Source organism: Streptomyces sp. DSM 118878 (genome assembly GCF_052936595.1).
This window is the reverse complement of record NZ_CP193622.1, coordinates 6,255,566-6,276,665: the sequence shown is the minus strand read 5'-3', so window position 1 is coordinate 6,276,665 and position 21,100 is coordinate 6,255,566. Positions and strand designations below refer to the sequence as shown.

Genomic DNA, 21,100 nt, shown 5'->3' with positions numbered 1-21,100 from the left:
CCTGGACACATTCCCAGAGGGGGCAGTGGAGCGGCGGACCGAGGTCCGCCGCTCCACGACAACAAGGTCCCGCACAGCGCGGGCGGGCGTCAGGCGAAGACGGCCAGGCTCTTGGCCTTGCCCCGCGACTCCTCCGCGAGGACCAGGAAGCGGCCCTCGTGGTCGAAGACGGCGACGGCACCGGCGCCCGCGTACTCCTCGGGCATGTCGATCCGCACGCCGTTGAGCAGCAGCCGGCCGCGCTTGTCGTCCACGTCCCAGCGCGGGAAGGCCCGGCCCGCGGCCTCGGCCGCCGGCATCACCGTCAGCTCCTCCTGGAGCTGGTCGAGGGTCTTGGCCGCGTCCAGCTTGTAGGGGCCGACGCGGGTGCGCCGCAGGGCGGTCAGATGGCCGCCGACGCCGAGCCCGGCGCCGAGGTCACGGGCGAGCGCCCGGATGTACGTCCCCGAGGAGCAGACCACCGAGACGACCAGGTCGAGTACGGGGGTGCCGTCCTCGGCGACGGCCTCGCGGACGTCGTACACGGTGAAGGCCGAGACGGTCACCGGGCGGGCCGGGATCTCGAAGTCCTCGCCCTTGCGCGCACGCGCGTAGGACCGCTTGCCGTCGATCTTGATGGCGCTGACCTTCGACGGCACCTGCATGATGTCGCCGGAGAGCTCGGCGATGCCCGCGTCGACCATCGCGCGGGTGATCCCCGAGGCATCCGCCGAAGAGGTGATCTCGCCCTCGGCGTCGTCGGTGACCGTGTCCTGCCCGAGGCGGATGGTCCCCAGATACTCCTTCTCGGTCAGCGCCAAATGGCCGAGGAGCTTGGTGGCGCGCTCCACGCCGAGCACGAGAACGCCCGTCGCCATGGGGTCGAGGGTGCCCGCGTGTCCGACGCGGCGGGTCTTGGCGATCCCGCGCATCTTGGCCACCACGTCGTGCGAAGTGAAGCCGGACGGCTTGTCGACGATGACAAGGCCGTCCGGCGTGGTGCCGCTGTTGCTCATGCGGGGGCGTCGCCGTCCTCGTCCTCGTCCTCGGGCTTGCGGTACGGGTCGGCGCCGCCCGCGAAATCGGCGCCCGCCGAGACCTCGCGCACCTTGGCGTCCGAGAGCCGTGCCCTGTCGAGCAGGTCCTCGATGGCCCGCGCGTTGTCCGGCAGGGCGTCCGCCACGAAGGCCAGGCTCGGCGTGAACTTCACGCCCGCGGCCTGGCCGACCGCCGACCGGAGCACGCCCTTGGCGCTCTCCAGGCCCGCCGCTGCGGCGGCACGGTCCTCGTCGTCCCCGTAGACCGTGTAGAAGACGGTCGCCTCTCGCAGGTCACCCGTCACCCGGGTGTCCGTGATGGTCACATGTGAACCGAGCCGCGGGTCCTTGATCCCGCGCTGCAGCTTCTGGGCAACCACCTCTCGGATGAGGTCCGCCAGCCTTTTCGCCCGCGCGTTGTCGGCCACTGCTCCGTCTCCCTTTTCCCCGGGGTGCGTCCCCTGGGGCTTGTCTTGCCTTGTTCAGTCATCATCCCCGTGCAGCCGCCGCCGGACCGACAGCAGCTCCACTTCGGGCCGCGCGGCGACGAGGCGCTCGCACCGGTCCAGTACGTCCGTGAGATGGCCCCAGTCGCCGGACACCACCGCCAGGCCGATCTCGGCCCTGCGGTGCAGATTCTGGTCGCCCACCTCCGCCACACTCACCGCGTGCTTGCGCTGGAGCTCGGCGACGATCGGACGGACGACGGAGCGTTTCTCCTTCAGCGAATGTACGTCGCCGAGGAGCAGATCGAAGGACAGAGTCCCCACATACATGTGTGTCCGGATGTCCCGCCGGTACGGGCTCGAGGCCCCGCCAACCACTTGGCAGGGACATAAGAACCGTACACGGAACGGCCGGGGCCGATCGACGGGATTTCCCCCGTCGACCGGCCCCGACGCTGACCGCGTGGATCAGACTGCTGTGAGGCAGTCGATCAGCCGCGCGGCTTCTCGCGCATCTCGTACGTCGCCACGACGTCGTCGATCTTGATGTCGTTGAAGTTGCCGAGGTTGATACCGCCCTCGAACCCTTCGCGGATCTCGGTGACGTCGTCCTTGAAGCGGCGCAGACCCTCGATGTTGAGGTTCTCCGCGATGACCTTGCCGTCGCGGATGAGTCGGGCCTTGGTGTTGCGCTTGACCTCGCCGGAGCGGATGAGCACACCCGCGATGTTGCCGAGCTTGGACGAGCGGAAGACCTCGCGGATCTCCGCGGTGCCGAGCTCGACCTCCTCGTACTCCGGCTTGAGCATGCCCTTGAGGGCCGCCTCGATCTCCTCGATGGCCTGGTAGATCACCGAGTAGTAGCGGACGTCGACGCCCTCGCGCTCCGCCATCTGCGCGGCACGACCGGCCGCACGGACGTTGAAGCCGATGACGATGGCGTCGGAGCCCATCGCCAGGTCGATGTCCGACTCCGTGACCGCACCCACACCGCGGTGCAGGACGCGGATGTCGACCTCTTCACCGACGTCGAGCTGGAGCAGCGAGGACTCGAGAGCCTCCACCGAACCGGACGCGTCGCCCTTGATGATGATGTTGAGGTCCTGGACCAGGCCCGCCTTGAGCACCTGGTCGAGGTCCTCGAGGGACACCCGGCGGGTGCGCTTGGCGAACGCGGCGTTGCGCTCACGGGCGGCACGCTTCTCGGCGATCTGACGGGCCGTACGGTCCTCGTCGACGACCAGGAAGTTGTCACCCGCGCCCGGGACGTTGGTGAGACCGAGAACGAGGACCGGAGTCGACGGGGTCGCCTCCTCGACGTTCTCGCCCTTGTCGTCGAGCATCGCGCGGACTCGGCCGTACGCGTCACCGGCGACCATCGTGTCGCCGACGCGGAGGGTACCGCGCTGGACGAGGACGGTCGCGACGGCGCCGCGGCCCTTGTCGAGGTGGGCCTCGATCGCGATGCCCTGCGCGTCCTGCTCCGGGTTGGCCCGCAGGTCGAGCGAGGCGTCCGCGGTCAGGACCACGGCTTCGAGCAGCTGCTCGATGTTGACGCCCTGGCGCGCGGAGATGTCGACGAACATGGTGTCGCCGCCGTACTCCTCGGCCACCAGACCGAACTCGGTGAGCTGACCGCGCACCTTGGTCGGGTCGGCACCCTCGACGTCGATCTTGTTGACCGCGACCACGATCGGCACGTCGGCCGCCTTGGCGTGGTTCAGCGCCTCGATCGTCTGCGGCATCACACCGTCGTTGGCCGCGACCACGAGGATCGCGATGTCGGTGGACTTCGCACCACGGGCACGCATGGCGGTGAACGCCTCGTGACCGGGGGTGTCGATGAAGGTGATGGCGCGCTCTTCACCGTTGACCTCGGTGGCGACCTGGTACGCACCGATGTGCTGCGTGATGCCACCGGCCTCGCCCGCGACGACGTTCGTCTTGCGGATCGCGTCGAGGAGGCGGGTCTTACCGTGGTCGACGTGACCCATGACGGTCACGACCGGCGGACGGGAGACGAGCATCTCCTCGCCGCCCTCGTCCTCGCCGAACTCGATGGAGAACGACTCCAGGAGCTCGCGGTCCTCCTCCTCCGGGCTGACGATCTCCAGGACGAAGTTCATCTCGTCCGCGAGGAGCTTCAGCGTCTCGTCGGAGACGGACTGCGTGGCGGTGACCATCTCGCCGAGGTTCATCATCACGCCGACGAGCGACGCCGGGTTCGCGTTGATCTTCTCCGCGAAGTCGGTCAGCGAGGCACCGCGCGACAGACGGACGATCTGTCCGTTGCCGCGAGGCAGCATGACGCCGCCCACCGACGGGGCCTGCATGGCCTCGTACTCCTGGCGCCTCTGCCGCTTCGACTTGCGGCCACGACGGGCGGGCCCGCCGGGACGGCCGAACGCACCCTGCGTGCCACCACGGGCACCGGGACCACCGGGACGGCCACCGAAGCCGGGACGGCCACCGAAGCCGCCGCCGCCACCGGGACGACCGGCACCGCCGCCACCCGGACCACCGGGACGGCCGGCGAAGCCGCCGCCGCCACCGGGACCGCCGGGACGGCCCGCGAAGCCGCCGCCACCGGGACGACCGCCACCGGCACCGCCGGGACGACCGCCGCCGGCACCGGGACCACGGCCACCGCCGGGGCCACCGCCGGGACGCGGACCCGCGGCGGGACGCTGCGGCATCATGCCGGGGTTCGGACGGTTACCGGCGGGGCCGCCGCCGGGACGCGGAGCGCCGCCCTGCGGGCGAGGCATGCCGCCCGGGGTGGGACGGGCGCCGCCCGGACCACCCTGCGGACGGGGAGCGCCACCGGGGCCACCCTGGCCCTGCGGGCGCGGGGCGCCGCCGGGGCCGCCCTGGCCGCCGGGACGCGGGGCACCGCCCGGACGGGGCGCCTGCGGGCGCGCCATGCCGGTGGAGCCACCAGAGGTGAAGGGGTTGTTGCCCGGACGCGGACCCGAGGGACGGGCACCGCCGGGACGCGGGGCACCCTGGCCGCCGGGGCGCGGGGCGCCACCCTGACGGTCGCCGCGGTCGCCGCGACCGCCCTGGGCCTGACCGCCCTGGCCCTGGCCACCCTGGCCGGGGGCCGGACGGCCGGCGGGCTTCGGGGCGCCGGGACGAGCGTTCGGACGGGGGGCCTGCGACGCCGCGGGGGCGGCGGGGGCCGCGGGCGCGGCCGGCGGAGCGGTGAACTCCGGGGCGGCCGGAGCCGGCGAGGCCGGCGCGGGCTTGGCGGCCGGCGGCTTCGGACCCGGCGTCGGGCGCGGGCCCGGGGTCACCGGAGAGCCCGCGGGCTTCTCGGCTGCGGGCTTCTCTGCCGCGGGCTCGGCCGCGGCGGGCTTGGGCGCCGGCGGCTTCGGGGCGGCCGGACCCGGACGGGCGGCCTGCGCGGGAGAGGGGGTCGCCGAGCCCGAGGGGGCCGGCGGCTTGGGGGCGGCCTGCTTGCGCGGCGCGCCGGGCTTGGCGGCGGACTTGCCGTTGCCACCGCCCTGGAATGCGTCAGTCAGTTTGCGTACCACGGGCGCCTCGATCGTCGAGGACGCCGAACGTACGAATTCACCGAGATCTTGGAGCTTGGCCATGACGACCTTGCTCTCTACTCCGAACTCCTTGGCGAGTTCGTATACCCGGACCTTAGCCACTTCGCTCCTTTTAGGTCCGGGTTACGCCGGACCGTCGCTACTTCATGGGCGTACTCATCGCGTGCTCATCGAGTGCTCATCGCAATCTCGACCTACTTCCAACTCGCGGGGTACCAGGGCCGCACGGGGTTCCGTGCGACCTTCCTTACCTTGTTGCCTGCTGGGCAACTGTCTCGACCGCTCGGCGCAAGGCCTCGGTGTCGAGCGGGCCCCGGACTCGGAAGGCCCGGGGAAACGCCCGGCGGCGGACCGCCAGATCCAGACAGACCAGGGCGGGGTGCACATAGGCACCCCGGCCGGGCAGCGTACCGCTTGGATCGGGGACGCAGGCGCCCTCTTTCTCCACGATGCGCAGAAGACCGCTCTGGGCCGCTCGCTCCCGGCACCCCACACAGGTGCGCTCAGGGCGTGCGCGGGTATGCGTCCGGCCAGACACGCTTAAGTCTACCTCCCCGCACCGACCTCACCCCTGCGGGGCAGAAATCGAACGGCTACTCGCCACATACTGTCGTGATCCAAGCGATGATCGCCCGGAATTATTCCCGCGGCCGCCCTCCGGAACCCTCTCCGGGACGGCCGCCGAGCGCGTCCGCTACTGGTCCGCGGGCTGCTCGGTGTCGGGCCTGATGTCGATGCGCCAGCCCGTGAGCCGCGCGGCGAGACGGGCGTTCTGCCCCTCCTTGCCGATGGCGAGCGAGAGCTGGTAGTCCGGGACGGTGACCCGGGCCGAGCGCGCACCGAGGTCGACGATCTCGACCTTGCTGACGCGGGCCGGGGAGAGCGCGTGGGCGACCATGTCCGCCGGGTCCTCGGACCAGTCGACGATGTCGATCTTCTCGCCGTTGAGCTCGGCCATGACGTTGCGCACACGGCTGCCCATCGGGCCGATGCAGGCGCCCTTGGCATTCAGACCCGAGCGGGTCGACCGCACGGCGATCTTGGTGCGGTGGCCCGCCTCGCGGGCGATGGCCGAGATCTCGACGGAGCCGTCGGCGATCTCGGGCACCTCCAGCGCGAAGAGCTTCTTCACCAGGTTCGGGTGGGTGCGCGACAGCGTCACGGACGGGCCGCGGACACCCTTGGCCACCCGGACGACGTAGCTGCGAAGGCGCATCCCGTGGGGGTACTCCTCGCCGGGGACCTGCTCCTGCACCGGCAGGATGGCCTCCAGCTTGCCGATGTCGACCAGGACGTTCTTCGGGTCGCGGCCCTGCTGGACCACGCCGGTGACGATGTCGCCCTCGCGCCCGGCGTACTCACCGAGCGTGGCGTCGTCCTGGGCGTCGCGCAGACGCTGGAGGATGACCTGCTTGGCGGTCGTCGCGGCGATGCGGCCGAAGTCGGAGGGGGTGTCGTCGAACTCCTTGGCCTCCTGGCCCTCTTCGAGGTCCGCCGGGTCCTCCGTCGCCCATACCGTCACATGGCCGCTCTCACGGTCCAGCTTCACCCGAGCGCGGCGGAAGCTGCCTTCGGTGCGGTGGTAGGCGATGAGGAGGGCCGACTCGATCGCCCCGACAAGCAGGTCGAAGGAGATCTCCTTCTCCCGGACCAGACCCCGCAGGGCACTCATGTCGATGTCCACGGCTACGCCTCCTCTTCCTTCTTGTCCTTGCGGTTGAACTCGACCTGCACACGCGCCTTGTCGATCTCGTCGAAGGCGATCCTGCGGGCGGTGGGCTTGCGCCCCTTCACGCCCGGCACCTCCAGGTCGATGCCCTCGTCGTCCACGGTGAGGATGCGGGCGGTCAGCTCGTCGCCCTCGGTGAGCTGGAACTTCACCAGGCGGTTCACCGCACGCAGGTAGTGGCGGCGCTCGGTCAGCGCGCGCTCGGCGCCGGGGGAACCGACCTCCAGGTCGTACTCCCCCTCGCCCATCGCGTCGGTCTCGTCGAGCTTCGCGGAGATCAGGCGGCTCACTTCCGCGATCTGATCCAGGTCCACGCCGTCGTCGGAGTCGATGACGACTCTCAGCACCCGCTTGCGTCCGACGGAGGCCACTTCGATCTCTTCGAGATCCAGTTCCTGCGAGGTGACGAGCGGTTCCAGTAGTTGCCGCAGCCTCTCGCTCTGGGTGGTGCTCATCCGGGTGACTCCTCGGCCGCGTGTGCTGTTGTGGGGATCGTCGCGTGTCTGGTCAAAGGGTATCCGGTCCCGCGGGGTGTTACCGCCAACCCGGGGGGTCGCGCAAGCTTCCGTCCGAGCCGCTCACGTGTGCGGAGACCGGCCGCAGGTACGGTGATCACCGGGCCCGCGCCCATTCCTTCCTTCTCGCTCGCGCCTTATGGCCTTCCTTGCCGAGGATGTCTGCCGTGCCGTCGTATCCCACCGCCTCCCCGTCCCGACCGGGCCCGCGCCGAAGAAGCCTGCTGACCGGGGCCGCAGGTGTCGCCTCGGCGGCACTGGTCACGGGCTGCTCGGACGCCGCGGACACCGACGCCGCCGAGCGCCTTTCCGCCCTACGGCGCCTGCGGGCGCGCGCGGCCGAGGAGAGCACGGAGCTGCTCGGGCGCTACGACGCCGTGCTCGCCGCGCATCCCTCGCTCGCCGGGCGCCTCGAACCCCTGCGGGCCGAGGTGGAGCAGCACACGGCTGCCTTCCGTGACGGCCGCGCCCCGGCCCCCTCGTCCTCCGCCTCGTCCTCGGCCTCCGCCTCCTCCTCCGCGACCGCTCCCGGCGCCGCCGGCCCCTCGCCGTCGGTCCCCCAGGACCCCCAGGAGGCGGTGCGCGGCCTCGCCAGGGCCGAGCGGGAGCTGGCCGACCGGCGGGGCAAGGCCCTGCTCGACGCCCCGGACGAGCAGGCAAGGCTGCTCGCCTCGGTGGCCGCCGCGGGAGCGGCCCACGCATATCTGCTGACGGAGGGCGACAAGTGAGCGGCACGCAGGACAGGTCGAAGCCGGCGGGATCCGAGGCGAAGGACGCCGAGCTCAAGGCCGTACAGGCCGCCCTCGCCGCCGAGCACGCCGCGGTGTACGGGTACGGGGTCGTCGGCGGCCGCATCGGCGGCAAGCGCAGGTCCCAGGCGCGCACGGGGTACGACGCGCACCGCGCGCGGCGGGACGCCCTGCGGCGTGCCGTACGGGACCTCGGCGGCGAGCCGCAGGCCGCCGACGCGGCGTACGCGCTGCCGTTCCCCGTGCCGGACTCCGCGGCGGCCGAGAAGCTCGCCGTCGAGCTCGAGGACCGGCTCGCCGGGGTCTACTCCGACCTCGTACGGGCCTCCTCGGGCACCCTGCGGGGCACCGCCGCCGAGGCGCTGCGGGAGGCGGCGGTCCGGGCGGCGCGGTGGCGCGGCGGGAGCGTAGCCTTCCCTGGGCTCGCCGAGCGGTCCGCCGAAGGCGGCTCCTCGGCTCCGGCGACGCCCAAGGCGTAACCCCCTCGTGGAAGGAAACGACTCGCGCATGGCTTTCGAACCGCCGAAGCGTCTGGTCACCGCACTCGGCGAGACGGCGCGGGACGACGACGACTGGCTGGAGAAGCTGCCCGAAGCGGTGGAACAGGCCGTCGCCGCACGCGGGTTGAGCGTCGAGCGGGTCCATGTACCCGGCGGGCGCAGCAGCCTCGTACTGCTGGTGCGGCGGGCCGACGGCACCCCCGCCGTGCTCAAGCTGGTGCCGCCCAGGTCGCGGCCCGAGAGCGAGCGGGCGGCCCTGGCGAGCTGGGGCGGCCTCGGCGCCGCGAAGCTCCTCGACCCCGAGTGCGCGGACGGGGCGCTACTCCTCGAGCGGCTGCACCGTGACGTGTCCGTGCGGACGCTGCCCGAGGCCAAGGCGCTCCTGGAGGCCGCGGGGACGCTGCGGCGGCTGTGGGTCGCGCCGCCCGCCGGGCACCGCTTCGAGACGGTCGCCGAGCGGACGGGGCGGCAGGCCGAGGCGATGCGGGACACCGCGGCCGCGGAGGCCGACGTCCTGCCCCTGGTCGACGCGGCGCTCACCGCGCGGGCGGAGCTGCTCGCCGCCGAGCCCGAGGCGCGGCTGCTGCACGGCACCTTCCGGCAGAGCAAGGTCCTCGCGGGGGACCGGGTGCCGTGGCTGGCCGTGGGGCCCGACCCGGTGGTCGGTGAGCCCGCCTTCGACCTGGCCCGGCTGGTGCGTGACCGGGTCGAGGACCTGATCGCCTCGCCGTCCGGTGCCTCGATCACACGGCGGCGGGTGAAGAAGCTGGCCGAGTCCCTTGAAGTGGATCAGGAGCGGCTGCGGGGGTGGACCCTGTTCCGGGCGGTGGAGTCGGGGGTCCGCGCGCGGCGCGTCGGCCGCGGACAGGACGCGGAGCTGCTGCTTGAGTTCGCGGGCTGGCTGTAGCGGCCGGCCGCTCGGCATACGCGTACCGTCCGCTCGGCATGCGCGTAAGGGCGCACCCCCTTCGAGGGGGTGCGCCCTTACGCGTGCGGTTGCGGTCAGGCCGTGAGGCGGGCGATCGCCTCGTCGACGGTGAGCTCCTCGCGCTCGCCCGTGCGGCGGTCCTTCAGTTCCACGACGCCCTCGGCGGAGCGGCGGCCCGCGACCAGGATCTGCGGGACACCGATCAGCTCGGCGTCGGTGAACTTCACGCCCGGGGAGACCCCGGCCCGGTCGTCCACCAGGACGCGGGCACCGGCGGCACCGAGCTTCTCGGCGACGTCGAGGGCAAGCTCCGTCTGGAGGGCCTTGCCCGCGGCGACCACGTGGACGTCGGCGGGGGCGACCTCCTTGGGCCAGCACAGGCCCTTGTCGTCGGCGGTCTGCTCGGCGAGCGCCGCCACCGCGCGGGAGACGCCGATGCCGTACGAGCCCATGGTCACGCGGACCGGCTTGCCCTGCTGACCGAGGACGTCGAGCTGGAAGGTGTCGGCGTACTTGCGGCCGAGCTGGAAGATGTGGCCGATCTCGATGGCGCGGTCCAGCTTCAGGCCGGTGCCGCAGGAGGGGCACGGGTCGCCCTCCTCCACCACGACGACGTCCAGGTACTGGTCGACCTCGAAGTCACGGCCGCAGACGACGTTCTTGGCGTGCTTGTCCTGCTTGTTGGCGCCCGTGATCCAGGCCGTGCCGGGCGCGACGCGCGGGTCGGCGATGTAGCGGACCTTCTCCAGGCCCTGCGGGCCGACGTAGCCGCGCACCAGGTCGGGGCGCCCCACGAAGTCCTCGGCGGTGACGAGCTCGACCTCCGCCGGGGCCAGGTGCTCGCCGAGCTTGCCGAGGTCGACCTCGCGGTCGCCGGGGACGCCGACGGCCACGATCTCACCGTCGATCTTGACCAGCAGGTTCTTCAGGGTCGCGGAGGCCGGGACGCCGAGGTGCTCGGCCAGCGTCTCGATGGTCGGGGTGTCGGGGGTGTCCAGCTCCTCGGCCGGGCCGTGCGCCGAGCCGTCGACCGGGGCGAGCGGGAAGGTCACGGCCTCGGTGTTGGCGGCGTAGTCACAGGCCGGGCAGTCCGCGAAGGTGTCCTCGCCGGCCGGTGCGGGGGCCAGGAACTCCTCGGACGCCGAACCACCCATGGCACCGGAGATCGCCGACACGATGCGGTAGTCGAGGCCCAGGCGCTCGAAGATCTTCTGGTACGCGCCGCGGTGCAGCGCGTAGGCCTCGGCGAGGCCCTCGTCCGTGGTGTCGAAGGAGTACGAGTCCTTCATCTGGAACTCACGGCCGCGCAGCACACCGGCGCGCGGGCGGGCCTCGTCGCGGTACTTCGTCTGGATCTGGTAGAGGATGACCGGCAGGTCCTTGTAGGACGAGCACTGGTCCTTGACGACCTGGGTGAAGATCTCCTCGTGGGTGGGGCCGAGGAGGTACTCGGCGCCCTTGCGGTCCTTGAGGCGGAAGAGCAGGTCGCCGTACTCGTCGTAGCGGCCGGACGCCTCGTAGGGCTCCTTGGGCAGGAGCGCCGGGAGCAGCACCTCCTGGCCGCCGATGGCGTCCATCTCCTCGCGTACGACGCGGGCGATGTTCTCGTAGACCTTCTTGCCGAGCGGCAGCCAGCTCCAGATGCCCGCGGCGGTCCTGCGGACGTAGCCGGCCCGGACGAGCAGCTTGTGGTTGAGCGTCTCCGCGTCCGCGGGGTCGTCGCGCAGTGTCTTGACCATCAACCGGGACATGCGCTGGACCTGGGCCATGATGAACTCCTGCAAATGGGGGTCCCCCCTGCTCCGGGAAGCCGGGAACCTGGGGGAAGGTGATGCCAGGAGGTTAGCCGGGGCGCGGGCGCGGGCGGAAATCCATTCTCGCCGCCGCCCGGCTCAGGACCGCTTCGGCAGCGGCAGCGTGGCGCCCATCACGGCGTACGGCATGGGGGCGCTGGGGAACAGGACACGGCGCGCGAGATCCACGTACCCCAGGGAGCGGTAGAGGCCGCGGGCGGGGCTCTCGACGTCGATCGCGGAGAGGATCGAGCGGGGCTCGGCGACGCCCTCCGTGATGGTGGTGATCAGCGCGCGGCCGATGCCCCGGTTCTGGTGGCCGGGGTGGACGTGCAGCTCGGTGATGACGAACGAGTCGTCCAGCCAGTCGTCGATGCCCTGGCCGCGCAGGTACGGCTCGACGACCGTCGACCACCAGTGGCCGCGGCTGTTGGGCATGCCGTAGACGAAGCCGACGAGGCGGTCGTCGGGGGTGGTCGCGCCGAACGAGCGGGCTCCCGCGTACGTCAGGTGGCGCAGCACGATCTGCCTTCGTACGGCCACCTCGTCGTCGCTCAGGCCGAAGGCGTGGGCCTGGACGCGCAGGGCCTCGTCCACCCGCGCGGCGAGGTCGACGGGGCCGATCACGACGTCGTCAGTCATGGAGCGACCCTACTTGGCGGTGCCGCGCTTCTGAACAGGGGCGCTCGGACCCCGGGGCCCTCAGAACAGGACGCTCATGAACGCGCCGACTTCCCTGAAGCCGACGCGGCGGTACGCGGCCCTGGCGGCCGTGTTGAAGTCGTTCACGTACAGGCTGGCGACGGGGGCCACGTCAGCCAGCGCGTACCGCAGGACGGCGGCCATACCGGGGGCCGCGAGGCCCCTGCCGCGGTACTCCGGGGCCACCCAGACGCCCTGCACCTGGCAGGCGTGGGGCGTGACGGCGCCGATCTCCGCCTTGAAGACGACCCTGCCGTCCTCGTCGAGGCGGGCGAAGGACCGGCCCGCGCCGACCAGTTCGGCGATCCGCGCCTGGTAGAGCAGACCGCCGTCGCCCGCCAGCGGCGAGACGCCGACCTCCTCGGTGAACATCGCCACGCACGCCGGCATGATCGACTCCATCTCGTCCTTGCGGACGCGACGGGCGTACGGGTCGGGGACGATGTCGTCCGGGAGCCGGTCGGCGACCATCAGCGGCTGCTGGGCACGGATCTCGCGGGCGGGCCCCCAGGACGGCTCCAGGAGCCGCCAGAGCTGGGCCGTGGCGGCCGCGGGGCCCACGATCGAGGAGCAGCGGCGGCCTGCCCTGCGGGCGCGGTCGGCGAAGCCGCGTACGGCTCGCGGGGTCGCGCAGATCGGCACGAGGTTCGCCCCCGCGTAGCACAGGGATGCCAGCATGCCGTCCTCGTACCAGCCCCACATCTCGCCGCCCAGGCGCCAGGGGTCGAGGCCTGCCACCTGGACGCGGGCGGCCACGAAGGCGTTCGCGACCGGCTCGCGGTCGAGCACGGCGAGCGCGGCGTCGAGGTCACTCGGTTCGAGGACCCGGGTGGTGGTCTGAGTCAACACGTGCGGGGGCCTCACCATACGGTTTGCTGATTCTCCGCACTGTACCTGGCGGGGGCGCCTTGTGCGGGGGGCGCCTTTGCCCGTGCGGGGCCCGGGGCCCGGGGCTCTCCCCTGGCGGGGGCGGGGCCCTTTTCGCCGCTCCGCGCCGTGGCTTCCGCCCGCCCGTTCCCCCCGTGGTCCAACCTGCCCGTATGCGCGCCCGTGCTCCGCTTCCGCCGCTCCGCGGCGGGTCTCCCACCCGCCCGTCCGTTTACCCGGCGGGTTCTTCGGTGCCGTGGGGAGGCGCTGTGCCAAGCGAGCGGATGGGTGGGGGAGCTCCATGCGGAGGCGCAAGCGAGCGGCATGCTGTCGACGTGCCGAGCGAGCGGCTGGGCGGGAAGAGTCCGGGCCGGAGGCCCAGGCCAGCGGCCACGCTGTCGACATGCCGAGCGGGCGGGCGGGTGGGTAAGGCCCGTGCCGAAGACCGACCGGGCGGCACACGGTCGACGTACCCACCCCGCGGGCGGGCAGGCCGCGGTGGAGAAGGCCGCGGCCGGCCTTGCCGGGTGGTCCGCGGTGTCGCGGACGCGCGAGCGCCCCGGGGCCTTGTGGCCGCCGGGGCGCTCCGGGGAGGCGGAGGGACAGACTCTCAGCCCGCGACCGAGATCGTGGGCTCGCCGGAGGCCACCCCGTCCTTCTCCATCTGCTCCGCGATCTTCATCGCCTCGTCGATCAGCGTCTCCACGATCTTCGACTCCGGCACGGTCTTGATGACCTCACCCTTCACGAAGATCTGCCCCTTGCCATTGCCCGAGGCCACACCCAGGTCCGCCTCACGGGCCTCGCCCGGGCCGTTCACCACACAGCCCATCACCGCGACCCGCAGCGGGACCTCCATGCCCTCAAGGCCCGCCGTGACCTCCTCGGCCAGCTTGTAGACATCCACCTGGGCACGTCCACATGAGGGGCAGGAGACGATCTCCAGGCGGCGCTGACGCAGGTTCAGCGACTCCAGGATCTGGATGCCGACCTTGATCTCCTCCACCGGAGGAGCCGACAGCGAGACGCGGATCGTGTCACCGATGCCCTCACTGAGCAGCGCGCCGAACGCCACCGCCGACTTGATCGTGCCCTGGAACGCCGGGCCCGCCTCCGTCACGCCCAGGTGCAGGGGGTAGTCGCACGCCGCCGCCAACTGGCGGTAGGCGTTGACCATCACCACCGGGTCGTTGTGCTTGACCGAGATCTTGATGTCCCGGAAGCCGTGCTCCTCGAAGAGCGACGCCTCCCACAGCGCGGATTCCACCAGCGCCTCGGGGGTCGCCTTGCCGTACTTCTTCAGGAGGCGCGCGTCCAGGGAGCCGGCGTTGACGCCGATCCGGATCGGCGTGCCCGTGGCCGAGGCCGCCTTGGCGATCTCCTTGACCTTGTCGTCGAACTGCTTGATGTTGCCCGGGTTCACCCGCACCGCCGCACACCCGGCGTCGATCGCCGCGAACACGTACTTCGGCTGGAAGTGAATGTCCGCGATCACCGGGATCTGCGACTTCCGGGCGATCGTGGCCAGCGCGTCCGCGTCGTCCTGCGTCGGACACGCCACCCGCACGATCTGACAGCCCGAGGCGGTCAGCTCCGCGATCTGCTGCAACGTCGCACCGATGTCCGACGTCCGCGTCGTCGTCATCGACTGCACCGACACCGGGGCATCCCCGCCCACGGCGACCGTGCCGACCTGGATCTTGCGGCTGACCCTTCGGTCGGCGAGCTTGGTCGGAACGGACGGGATTCCGAGAGAAACGGCAGTCATCTGGCGTGCATCCCCAAGGTGTGGATCAAGGTCCCGAGATCGGCGGGCTCCAGGCTTCGAGATTACGGCACCCCGCGGCGCCCGGACACACCCCGTCGGTATGTCCACTCAATAGTGAGCGGCCCGTCACATAAAGCGCCGGGCCGCCGCAAACTCCTCGTAACCCGGACGTTCCGAACCCCGTGGCGGGATGCGGGACGTCTCGGGCGTCAGGAGATGCGTACGGGGTTCACCACGTCCGCGATGAGCACCAGGATCGTGAAGCAGATGAAGATTCCCGCCACCACGTAGGCGACCGGCATCAGCTTCGCCACGTCGAAGGGGCCCGGGTCGGGGCGGCGCAGGACCTTCGCCGCGTTGCGGCGCAGGGACTCCCACAGGGCGCCCGCGATGTGGCCGCCGTCGAGCGGGAGCAGCGGCAGCATGTTGAAGAGGAAGAGCGAGAGGTTGAAGCCGGCCACCAGGAACAGCATCATCGCGATCTGGTTCTCCGGCGGGATGTCCAGGGTGAACACCTCGCCGCCGACGCGGGCCGCGCCCACGACGCCCATCGGGGAGTCCTGCTTGCGCTCGCCGTCGCCGAAGGCCGCGTTCCACAGGTCGGGGACCTTGGAGGGCAGGGCGACGAGCGACTCGACGCCGTTCTCCATCATGTCGCCCATGCGGTCCACGGAGTCGCCGAAGGACTGCTGGACGATGCCGGTGGCGGGAGTGAAGCCGAGGAAGCCGGCGTAGACGTACTTGCCCTCGACGTAGGCCCCGTCACCGTCGGTCTTGGTGACCTGGTTGCGGATGAGGGTGGCGTGCAGGTCCACGTTCTTGCCGTCCCGCTCGACGGTGATCGTGGCCGGGCCGATCGTGTCGCGGATCTTCGTCTGGAGCGTGGACCACTCGTCGACGGGCTTGCCCTGGAAGGCGACGATCTTGTCGCCCGCCTTGAGGCCCGCGGCCTTGGCGGGGGCCGCCGTGTCGCCCTTCTCGCACTTGGAGCGGTTCTCGCTCTGCTGGATGACGCAGTCGGAGACCTTGCCGACCTGGGTCGTCTGCGAGCTGATGCCGAACGTCATCATCACGCCGAGGAAGATCGCCACGGCGAGGACCAGGTTCATGAAGGGGCCCGCGAACATCACGATCACGCGCTTCCACGGCTTGCGCGTGTAGAAGAGGCGGCTCTCGTCGCCCGGCTTGATCTCCTCGAAGGCCGCCGAGCGCGCGTCCTCGATCATGCCTCGCCAGGGGGACGTCGACCGTGCCTCTATGCGGCCGTCGGGGCCGGGCGGGAACATTCCGATCATGCGGATGTAGCCGCCGAGGGGGATGGCCTTGATGCCGTACTCGGTGTCGCCCTTCTTCCTGGAGAAGAGGGTCGGGCCGAAGCCGACCATGTACTGCGGGACCCGGATGCCGAACATCTTGGCGGTCGACAGGTGCCCCAGCTCGTGCCAGGCGATCGAGAACAGCAACCCGATCACGAAGACGACTATCCCGAGAATCATCATCAGTGTCGTCATGCACGGGCCTCCGCGGTCGTCTTCGCTGCCAGTTCGCGTGCCCGGGCGCGCGCCCAGGTCTCCGCCTCGAGGACGTCCGCGACCGTCAGGGAAGTTCCCGTCGGCGGTGTGCCGTGTTCCTCCACGGTCCTCGTCACCGTCTCCATGATCCCGTTGAAGGGCAGCTCGCCCTTCAGGAAGGCGTCGACGCACTCCTCGTTGGCGGCATTGAACACCGCGGGAGCCGTGCCCGCGAGTTCCCCCACGTGCCGGGCGAGCCCGACCGACGGGAACGCGTCATCGTCCAGGGGGTGGAACTCCCAGCTCGACGCCTTCGTCCAGTCGAAGGCGGGCGCCGCGTCGGGCACCCGCTCGGGCCAGCCGATGCCGATGGCGATGGGGCCGCTCATGTCGGGCGGGGTGGCCTGGGCGAGCGTCGAGCCGTCGGTGAACTCCACCATGGAGTGGACGTACGACTGGGGGTGTACGACGACCTCGATGCGGTCGAAGGGGATGTCGTAGAGGAGGTGGGCCTCGATGACCTCCAGGCCCTTGTTGACCAGCGTGGCGGAGTTGACCGTGATGACCGGGCCCATGGCCCACGTGGGGTGCGCGAGCGCCTCCTCGGGGGTGACGTGGGCGAGGTCGGCCTTCGTACGTCCGCGGAAGGGGCCACCGGAAGCGGTGACGACGAGTCTGCGGACGTCGGCCCGGGTGCCCGCGGCGAGCGCCTGGAAGAGGGCCGCGTGCTCGGAGTCGACCGGGATGATCTGGCCGGGCTCGGCGACCGCCTTGACCAGGGGGCCGCCGACGATCAGGGATTCCTTGTTGGCGAGCGCGAGGGTGCGGCCCGCCTCCAGGGCGGCCAGCGTCGGCGCGAGGCCGATGGAGCCGGTGATGCCGTTGAGGACCGTGTGGCAGTCGGAGGCGGCGATCCGCGTGGCGGCGTCCGGTCCGGCCAGGATCTCGGGGAGCGGCTCCCCCGCCCCGTACTGTCCCCGGAGCGCTTCGCGCAGCGCGGGGACGGCGTCCTCGCGGGCGACCGCGACGGTCCGCACCCGCAGCCGGCGCGCCTGCTCGGCGAGGAGGCCGACCCGGCCGCCGGCCGCCGACAGCGCGGTGACGCGGAAGCGGTCGGGATTGCGCAGCACGAGGTCGATGGCCTGGGTGCCGATCGATCCCGTGGAGCCGAGGATGACGATGTCCCGGGGTTCTTCGCCGGAGACCGGGTCGAAGACGAGATGCGGGTCCGCGAGGGGGAATGGGCTGTCGCTCATCCCCCCATTGTGGCCGTAAGACCGCTCCGCCCGGACCCCGCGGGCCCCGAGGGGCGCACGGGGTGCTCCGCGTGGCCCGGACGCATGCGGCGTGTGCTCAGCGGATCGGGCGGTGGACGTTGTCCCGTTTCGAGGGGCCCGGGGCGGCCTCGGCGATCCACGGGCCTTCCCCGGAGGGGTCGATGACGCCCGCTTCGAGCCAGGTGTACGTCCCGGAGAGGACGCCCTTGACCACCTTGCGGTCCAGGTCGTCGGTGTTGGTCCACAGCCGGCCGAAGAGTTCCTCGACGCGGACGCGGGACTGCCGGCAGAAGGCGTCGGCGAGCTGGTACGCCTCGCGGCCGTGGTCCTCGGTGGTGCGCAGGAGCTCGGCGCGCACGCAGGTCGCGCTCATCGCGAAGAGTTCCGCGCCGATGTCGACGACGCGGCCGAGGAAGCCCTGCTTGGTCTCCATCTTTCCCTGCCAGCGGGACATGGCGTAGAAGGTGGAGCGGGCCAGCTTGCGGGCGCCGCGTTCCACGTAGCGCAGATGGCCGGAGAGGTCCACGTGACCCTCGGGGTGGAACTCCACGTAGGAGCGCGGGAGTTGGCCGGGCCCTGCCACCAGTTTCGGCAGCCAGCGGGCGTAGAAGCCGCCGGCCCGCGCGCCCGCCCGTGCCTTGTCGGAGAGCGTCTTGTCGGGGTCGATGAGGTCGCCGGCGACCTTCAGGTGGGCGTCGACGGCCTCGCGGGCGATCAGCAGGTGCATGATCTCCGTCGAGCCCTCGAAGATGCGGTTGATGCGCAGGTCACGCAGGATCTGCTCGGCGGGGACCGCGCGTTCGCCGCGGGCCGCGAGGGACTCGGCGGTCTCGAAGCCGCGGCCGCCGCGGATCTGGACCAGCTCGTCGGCCATCAGGCAGGCCATCTCGGAGCCGTACAGCTTGGCGAGGGCGGCCTCGATGCGGATGTCGTTGCGGTCCTCGTCGGCCATCTGCGAGGACAGGTCGAGCACCGCCTCGAGCGCGAAGGTCGTCGCCGCGATGAAGGAGATCTTCGCGCCGACCGCCTCGTGGAAGGCGACGGGCTTGCCCCACTGCTCACGGGCGGCGGACCACTCGCGGGCGATCTTCAGGCACCACTTGCCCGCGCCGACGCACATGGCGGGCAGCGAGAGGCGCCCGGTGTTGAGGGTGGTCAGGGCGATCTTCAGGCCCGCGCCCTCGGGTCCGATGCGGTTGGCGGCGGGGACCCGTACCCGGTGGAAGCGGGTCACGCCGTTCTCCAGGCCGCGCAGGCCCATGAAGGCGTTGCGGTTCTCGACGGTGACGCCCTCGGAGGCCGCCTCCACGACGAAGGCGGTGATGCCGCCCTTGTGGCCCTCGGACCTCGGCACGCGCGCCATCACGACGAGGAGGTCCGCGACGACGCCGTTGGTGGTCCACAGCTTCACGCCGTCGAGGATGTAGTCGTCGCCCTCGGGGACGGCGGTGGTGGCCAGGCGCGCCGGGTCGGAGCCGACGTCCGGCTCGGTGAGGAGGAACGCCGTGATGTCGGTGCGGGCGCAGCGGGGCAGGAAGGCGTCCTTCTGCTCCGGGGTGCCGAAGATCTTCAGCGGCTGCGGTACGCCGATCGACTGATGCGCGGAGAGCAGCGCGCCGACGGCGGGGTTCGCTGAGCCGACGAGCGCGAGGGCCTTGTTGTAGTAGACCTGGGTGAGGCCGAGCCCGCCGTACTCCGTGTCGATCTTCATGCCGAGAGCGCCGAGTTCCTTGAGGCCCTTGATGACCTCGTCGGGGATCCGCGCCTCGCGTTCGATGCGGGCGGAGTCGATCTTCGTCTCGCAGAAGTCGCGGAGCCTGGTGAGGAACTCCTCGCCGCGCCGGGTGTCCTCGTCGGGCGGCACCGGGTGCGGGTGGATCAGGTCGAGCCGGAAGCGGCCGAGGAAGAGTTCCTTGGCGAAGCTGGGCTTGCGCCAGTCCTGCTCACGGGCGGCCTCGGCGACCTGCCGGGCCTCGCGTTCGCTCACTGACGGCTTTGCGGATGGTGCGGACATGAGGAGCTCACCTCGCCGCGGAGTGGGGTTACTGACTGGTGCTACTGGATCGTTGTTACCCGATTCGTCCCGGTCCCACCAGTCCTCGCGCAGCGTTCGCTGCCCCCGCGCGGGTCCAGGAGGCGGTGGACCGGGAACGGCCGGAGCCCCCGCACAGTGGGCTCCGGCCGTTGGTCCCGCGTTCTCGCGGGGCTGGTCGTGGGTTCTTACAGGCTGGTCGCGCGTTCTTACAGGGCGAGGCCCGTGAGGACCATGACGCGCTCGTAGGTGTAGTCGTCCATCGCGAAGCGGACGCCCTCGCGGCCCACGCCGGACTGCTTCACGCCGCCGTACGGCATCTGGTCGGCGCGGTAGGACGGGGCGTCGCCGATGACCACGCCGCCGACCTCAAGGGCGCGGTGCGCGCGGAAGGCGGCTTGGAGGTCGTGGGTGAACACGCCCGCCTGGAGGCCGTACTTGGAGTCGTTGACGGCGGCGAACGCCTCGGCCTCGCCGTCCACCTTGCGGAGGGTGAGGACGGGGCCGAAGACCTCCTCGCAGGCGATCGTGACGTCGGCCGGCACGTCGGCGAGCACGGTCGGCGCGTATGTGGCGCCGTCCCGCTTGCCGCCGGCCAGCAGCCGCGCACCCGCCCCGACGGCCTCGTCGACCCAGGACTCCACGCGCTTGGCGGCGTCCTCGCTGACCAGCGGGCCGACGTCGGTCGTGGGGTCGGAGGGGTCGCCGGTGACCTGGGCGCCGACGGCGTCGACGACGCGCGAGACGAGCCGGTCGTAGACGGTCGCGTCGGCGATGACGCGCTGCACCGAGATGCAGGACTGGCCGCCCTGGTAGTTGGAGAAGGTCGCGATGCGCGAGGCGGCCCAGTCGAGGTCCTCGTCGGAGGAGAAGTCGGACAGGACGACGGCGGCGCCGTTTCCGCCCAGCTCCAGGGTGCAGTGCTTGCGCGGCACCGAGTCCATGATCGCGTAGCCGACCTTGTCGGAGCCGGTGAAGGAGATGACGGGCAGCCGCTCGTCCTGCACCAGGGCGGGCATCTTGTCGTTGGCCACCGGCAGCACCGACCAGGATCCCGCGGGCAGCTCCGTCTCGGCGAGCAGCTCGCCGAGGACCAGACCGGAGAGCGGGGTCGCGGGGGCGGGCTTCAGGATGATCGGCGCGCCGACGGCGATGGCCGGGGCGATCTTGTGCGCGCAGAGGTTCAGCGGGAAGTTGAACGGCGCGATGCCGAGGACGACGCCCTTGGGGAAGCGGCGGGTCAGGGCGAGACGGCCCTGGCCGCCGGCGTCGGTGTCCAGGCGCTGGGCCTCGCCGCCGTTGAAGCGGCGGGCCTCCTCCGCGGCGAACCGGAAGACGGAGACGGCGCGGCCGACCTCGCCGCGGGCCCACTTGATGGGCTTGCCGTTCTCGGCGGAGATGAGCTGGGCGATCTCCTCCGTGCGCTCGACGAGCCGGCGGCTCACGTGGTCGAGGGCGGCGGCGCGGACGTGGGCCGGCGTCGCGGCGAACTCGTCGCGCACGGCGTACGCGGCGGCCACGGCCTCCTCGACCTGGGCGTCGGTCGGGACGGCCGCCTTGGCGACGAGCCGCCCGTCCCAGGGCGAGGTGACGTCGAGAGTGGTCTCGCCGGTGGTCTGGCGACCGGCGAGCCAGAAGGCGTGGATGGAAGTCATGTGATTCCCGGCCCTTCCGCGGAGGTGTGTCTGGGGTACGTCCCTCACGGTAGGG

Annotated in this window: 18 protein-coding genes; 3 read left to right on the top strand and 15 right to left on the bottom strand. The window is 71.6% G+C overall.

The features are described 5' to 3' along the window. Positions 1-89: 89 nt before the first annotated feature. The 7 genes from truB to rimP all read right to left on the bottom strand — a co-directional run bounded on the left by truB (position 90) and on the right by rimP (position 7,203). Positions 90-995 carry a tRNA pseudouridine(55) synthase TruB gene (truB, locus tag ACRAKF_RS28020; protein WP_447040310.1) on the bottom strand — a complete coding sequence of 302 codons (906 nt, stop codon included), beginning with the start codon at positions 993-995 and terminating at the stop codon, positions 90-92. Next, on the bottom strand, positions 992-1,444 hold the full coding sequence (gene rbfA, locus ACRAKF_RS28015; RefSeq protein WP_447040309.1) for a 30S ribosome-binding factor RbfA: 453 nt from the start codon (positions 1,442-1,444) through the stop codon (positions 992-994). The genes truB and rbfA overlap by 4 nt, the downstream gene beginning before the upstream one ends. Positions 1,445-1,498: 54 nt before the next feature. Beyond that, positions 1,499-1,792: a DUF503 domain-containing protein gene (locus tag ACRAKF_RS28010; protein ID WP_447040308.1), complete on the bottom strand. Its 294-nt coding sequence runs from the start codon at positions 1,790-1,792 to the stop codon at positions 1,499-1,501. A gap of 161 nt (positions 1,793-1,953) precedes the next feature. Then, positions 1,954-5,121 carry a translation initiation factor IF-2 gene (infB, locus tag ACRAKF_RS28005; protein WP_447040307.1) on the bottom strand — a complete coding sequence of 1,056 codons (3,168 nt, stop codon included), beginning with the start codon at positions 5,119-5,121 and terminating at the stop codon, positions 1,954-1,956. Positions 5,122-5,266: 145 nt separating this feature from the next. Then, positions 5,267-5,557 carry a DUF448 domain-containing protein gene (locus ACRAKF_RS28000; RefSeq protein WP_447040306.1) on the bottom strand — a complete coding sequence of 97 codons (291 nt, stop codon included), beginning with the start codon at positions 5,555-5,557 and terminating at the stop codon, positions 5,267-5,269. A 156-nt stretch (positions 5,558-5,713) separates the two neighbouring features. Then, positions 5,714-6,703 carry a transcription termination factor NusA gene (gene nusA, locus ACRAKF_RS27995; protein ID WP_447040305.1) on the bottom strand — a complete coding sequence of 330 codons (990 nt, stop codon included), beginning with the start codon at positions 6,701-6,703 and terminating at the stop codon, positions 5,714-5,716. Positions 6,704-6,705: 2 nt separating this feature from the next. After that, entirely contained in the window at positions 6,706-7,203 is a 498-nt protein-coding gene (gene rimP, locus ACRAKF_RS27990) for a ribosome maturation factor RimP (protein WP_447040304.1), read from the bottom strand. A 227-nt stretch (positions 7,204-7,430) separates the two neighbouring features. Between rimP and ACRAKF_RS27985 the strand changes: the two genes are divergently transcribed. From ACRAKF_RS27985 to ACRAKF_RS27975, 3 genes are read left to right on the top strand one after another with little or no spacing between them, the layout of a single operon-like run. After that, positions 7,431-7,991, top strand: coding sequence for a hypothetical protein (locus tag ACRAKF_RS27985; protein ID WP_447040303.1), 561 nt, complete (start codon positions 7,431-7,433; stop codon positions 7,989-7,991). Then, positions 7,988-8,491 (top strand): ferritin-like domain-containing protein, encoded by a 504-nt coding sequence (locus tag ACRAKF_RS27980; protein WP_447040302.1) that lies wholly within the window; start codon positions 7,988-7,990, stop codon positions 8,489-8,491. Before ACRAKF_RS27985 ends, ACRAKF_RS27980 begins: the two co-directional genes overlap by 4 nt. A gap of 28 nt (positions 8,492-8,519) precedes the next feature. Then, positions 8,520-9,419: an aminoglycoside phosphotransferase family protein gene (locus tag ACRAKF_RS27975; RefSeq protein ID WP_447040301.1), complete on the top strand. Its 900-nt coding sequence runs from the start codon at positions 8,520-8,522 to the stop codon at positions 9,417-9,419. 95 nt (positions 9,420-9,514) lie between these two features. Here ACRAKF_RS27975 and ACRAKF_RS27970 read toward each other — a convergent pair whose 3' ends face one another. The 8 genes from ACRAKF_RS27970 to ACRAKF_RS27935 all read right to left on the bottom strand — a co-directional run bounded on the left by ACRAKF_RS27970 (position 9,515) and on the right by ACRAKF_RS27935 (position 21,045). Next, positions 9,515-11,209 (bottom strand): proline--tRNA ligase, encoded by a 1,695-nt coding sequence (locus tag ACRAKF_RS27970; RefSeq protein WP_447040300.1) that lies wholly within the window; start codon positions 11,207-11,209, stop codon positions 9,515-9,517. Between the two features lie 123 nt (positions 11,210-11,332). Next, positions 11,333-11,875 carry a GNAT family N-acetyltransferase gene (locus ACRAKF_RS27965; RefSeq protein WP_447040299.1) on the bottom strand — a complete coding sequence of 181 codons (543 nt, stop codon included), beginning with the start codon at positions 11,873-11,875 and terminating at the stop codon, positions 11,333-11,335. Between the two features lie 60 nt (positions 11,876-11,935). Continuing rightward, positions 11,936-12,784, bottom strand: a complete 849-nt coding sequence (locus ACRAKF_RS27960; protein ID WP_447040298.1) for a GNAT family N-acetyltransferase — start codon at positions 12,782-12,784, stop codon at positions 11,936-11,938. 628 nt (positions 12,785-13,412) lie between these two features. Beyond that, on the bottom strand, positions 13,413-14,570 hold the full coding sequence (gene ispG, locus ACRAKF_RS27955; protein ID WP_447040297.1) for a flavodoxin-dependent (E)-4-hydroxy-3-methylbut-2-enyl-diphosphate synthase: 1,158 nt from the start codon (positions 14,568-14,570) through the stop codon (positions 13,413-13,415). Positions 14,571-14,779: 209 nt separating this feature from the next. After that, entirely contained in the window at positions 14,780-16,081 is a 1,302-nt protein-coding gene (locus ACRAKF_RS27950) for a M50 family metallopeptidase (protein WP_447040296.1), read from the bottom strand. After that, positions 16,078-17,337 carry a 1-deoxy-D-xylulose-5-phosphate reductoisomerase gene (gene dxr / locus ACRAKF_RS27945; protein WP_447040295.1) on the bottom strand — a complete coding sequence of 420 codons (1,260 nt, stop codon included), beginning with the start codon at positions 17,335-17,337 and terminating at the stop codon, positions 16,078-16,080. Before dxr ends, ACRAKF_RS27950 begins: the two co-directional genes overlap by 4 nt. Before the next feature lie 97 nt (positions 17,338-17,434). Beyond that, positions 17,435-19,372, bottom strand: coding sequence for an acyl-CoA dehydrogenase family protein (locus ACRAKF_RS27940; RefSeq protein ID WP_447040294.1), 1,938 nt, complete (start codon positions 19,370-19,372; stop codon positions 17,435-17,437). 227 nt (positions 19,373-19,599) lie between these two features. Beyond that, entirely contained in the window at positions 19,600-21,045 is a 1,446-nt protein-coding gene (locus ACRAKF_RS27935; RefSeq protein ID WP_447040293.1) for an aldehyde dehydrogenase family protein, read from the bottom strand. Between the last annotated feature and the right edge of the window lie 55 nt (positions 21,046-21,100).

Coding starts and splice junctions, on each gene's coding strand:
- truB (WP_447040310.1), bottom strand. CDS start 995: ATGAGCAACAGCGGCACCACGCCGGACGGCCTTGTCATCGTCGACAAG.
- ACRAKF_RS28010 (WP_447040308.1), bottom strand. CDS start 1,792: ATGTATGTGGGGACTCTGTCCTTCGATCTGCTCCTCGGCGACGTACAT.
- rimP (WP_447040304.1), bottom strand. CDS start 7,203: ATGAGCACCACCCAGAGCGAGAGGCTGCGGCAACTACTGGAACCGCTC.
- ACRAKF_RS27975 (WP_447040301.1), top strand. CDS start 8,520: ATGGCTTTCGAACCGCCGAAGCGTCTGGTCACCGCACTCGGCGAGACG.
- ACRAKF_RS27970 (WP_447040300.1), bottom strand. CDS start 11,209: ATGGCCCAGGTCCAGCGCATGTCCCGGTTGATGGTCAAGACACTGCGC.
- ACRAKF_RS27965 (WP_447040299.1), bottom strand. CDS start 11,875: ATGACTGACGACGTCGTGATCGGCCCCGTCGACCTCGCCGCGCGGGTG.
- ispG (WP_447040297.1), bottom strand. CDS start 14,570: ATGACTGCCGTTTCTCTCGGAATCCCGTCCGTTCCGACCAAGCTCGCC.
- ACRAKF_RS27950 (WP_447040296.1), bottom strand. CDS start 16,081: ATGACGACACTGATGATGATTCTCGGGATAGTCGTCTTCGTGATCGGG.
- dxr (WP_447040295.1), bottom strand. CDS start 17,337: ATGAGCGACAGCCCATTCCCCCTCGCGGACCCGCATCTCGTCTTCGAC.
- ACRAKF_RS27940 (WP_447040294.1), bottom strand. CDS start 19,372: ATGTCCGCACCATCCGCAAAGCCGTCAGTGAGCGAACGCGAGGCCCGG.
- ACRAKF_RS27935 (WP_447040293.1), bottom strand. CDS start 21,045: ATGACTTCCATCCACGCCTTCTGGCTCGCCGGTCGCCAGACCACCGGC.